4 protein-coding genes are annotated in these 1840 nt (G+C 41.6%); all 4 read left to right on the top strand.

Features of this window, described 5'->3' with window-relative positions:
- The first annotated feature begins 22 nt into the window (after window positions 1-22).
- The 4 genes from CDZ78_RS23920 to arfB all read left to right on the top strand — a co-directional run bounded on the left by CDZ78_RS23920 (window position 23) and on the right by arfB (window position 1633).
- Window positions 23-115 carry an ISAzo13-like element transposase-related protein gene (locus tag CDZ78_RS23920; protein WP_280175602.1) on the top strand — a complete coding sequence of 31 codons (93 nt, stop codon included), beginning with the start codon at window positions 23-25 and terminating at the stop codon, window positions 113-115.
- A complete protein-coding gene (locus tag CDZ78_RS18630) occupies window positions 75-320 on the top strand; it encodes an ISAzo13-like element transposase-related protein (protein WP_167374435.1) in 246 nt (81 codons plus the stop codon). The genes CDZ78_RS23920 and CDZ78_RS18630 overlap by 41 nt, the downstream gene beginning before the upstream one ends.
- Window positions 290-916, top strand: coding sequence for an NADPH-dependent FMN reductase (locus CDZ78_RS18635; protein WP_087871317.1), 627 nt, complete (start codon window positions 290-292; stop codon window positions 914-916). The genes CDZ78_RS18630 and CDZ78_RS18635 overlap by 31 nt, the downstream gene beginning before the upstream one ends.
- A gap of 303 nt (window positions 917-1219) precedes the next feature.
- Window positions 1220-1633 (top strand): alternative ribosome rescue aminoacyl-tRNA hydrolase ArfB, encoded by a 414-nt coding sequence (gene arfB / locus CDZ78_RS18640; RefSeq protein ID WP_087871318.1) that lies wholly within the window; start codon window positions 1220-1222, stop codon window positions 1631-1633.
- Window positions 1634-1840 lie beyond the last annotated feature (207 nt).

Here is a 1840-nt window from a genome sequence, read left to right on the forward strand (position 1 = left end):
AAAGACTGCGAATGCACTTGGATTGGAAATTAGGATTGCCCACTATCCTCCTTATACCTCCAAGTATAATCCCATTGAACATCGTTTTTTTTCCTCATGTGACTCGTGCTTGTGAAGGTGTTGTATTTGACTCGGTTGAAACAGTTAAAACATTGATTTCTAGAACATCAACGTCAAAAGGACTAACAACAATTGTTCACATACTCGACAAAATATACGAGACAGGACGAAAATATGCCGCTGACTTCAAAGAAATAATGCCGATTGTATTTGATACACATTTACCAAAATGGAATTACCGTGCAATTCCTCAAGAATAATTAATATCGGGAAGTTGTTTCGTGCTTATTCCTTAGCAGGTAGTGCAAGAAAACAGTCCCTCAATAAAAAATTAGCTAGATTAGCGGCTACCATGGCAGAGAATGCAGGCGCTGATATCACCCTCATTGATCTAAATGATTATGAACTACCTATTTATAATGGTGACTTAGAAGTGGAGCATGGCCTTCCCGAAAATGTCAGGAAGTTAAAGCAACTTTTTATTGCGCATGATGGTTTTTTTATCGCTTCTCCTGAGTACAACAGTTCTTTTTCTCCATTACTTAAAAATACAATCGACTGGATGTCTCGGGCGCATGAAGAAAATGAAACGCCGTTATCTGCCTACAAAGGCAAAGTTGCTGCTCTGGGTGCAATATCTCCAGGTGCCTTAGGCGGCTTGCGGGGACTAGTCTCGTTACGTATGTTACTGGGTAATATTGGCGTTACTGTAGTTCCGCCCCAAGTCGCTATCGGTTCTGGGTTTCAGGCATTCAACCCAGAGGGCGAATTGAGTGATGAGAGGCAGTCCGGTATGCTAAAGGCCACGATTGACCAATTGCTTAGAACGACTGATAGATTAAAGGTAGATGATTAATTCATCAATTATGATTCTTGGTGGACTACTAACAGTCGTTCTGGGAAGGTAATATTTTACCTGATTACGTACATCTCACAGCCATGACAGAATAAAGCTTGAAATATCAGAACGTTAAAAAACTCGTCATTCCCGAAGTCTTTTATCGGGAATCTGTGCTTAACTACGAGTTCCTGCTAAAGCTTGTGCCCATGCTTGACTGGGTAGCATGCAGCTAAATGACCTCATTTAGCTGAGAGTTATAGGTAATCAGGATGTTTTATGCCGCTAGTTTTACGAAAAATAGAACATGGAAAATAAACAATGCTAGAGATCTCTAATAATGTTGTTATCCCTGACAATGAAATTGAGATTTCAGCAATTCGAGCGCAGGGGGCGGGAGGGCAAAATGTCAATAAAGTCTCATCGGCAATCCATTTGCGCTTTGATATCAATGCTTCGTCACTCCCTGAGTTTTATAAGCAACGCCTGTTAAATTTGCGTGATAAACGCATCACCAAAGACGGCGTGATCATTATTAAAGCTCAGAAATATCGCACTCAGGAAAAAAACTGGGATGATGCCTTTGAGCGTCTAAAGGAAATCATTAAACAGGTTGCTGCAGTGCAAAAAGTAAGGCGAGCCACTAAACCTACGAGAGGGTCACAGCAAAGAAGAATGGATAGTAAAGCTAAGCGTAGTAAAACAAAAGCGTTACGGGGTAAGGTCTTGGAGTAATGTTACATTTGGGAGCAAGCTAAAAAGGGGGCAGATTCCGTGCGACAAGTTAAGCTTGTCATTTCTGACAAGGTGAAAGTCCTTGTATGGGAGATCTAAGGAAAGATTTCATAAGGTTTAACCAACCAGCATTATCGAGTGTTGCGTCTCCGGAGGAGCGTTGTTAGCGGTTACGACTGCGGCAAAGGCGAACAAAGGTCAGGCCGA

Origin of the sequence: Bathymodiolus platifrons methanotrophic gill symbiont (assembly GCF_002189065.1) — a bacterium.
Lineage (GTDB): Bacteria > Pseudomonadota > Gammaproteobacteria > Methylococcales > Methylomonadaceae > Methyloprofundus.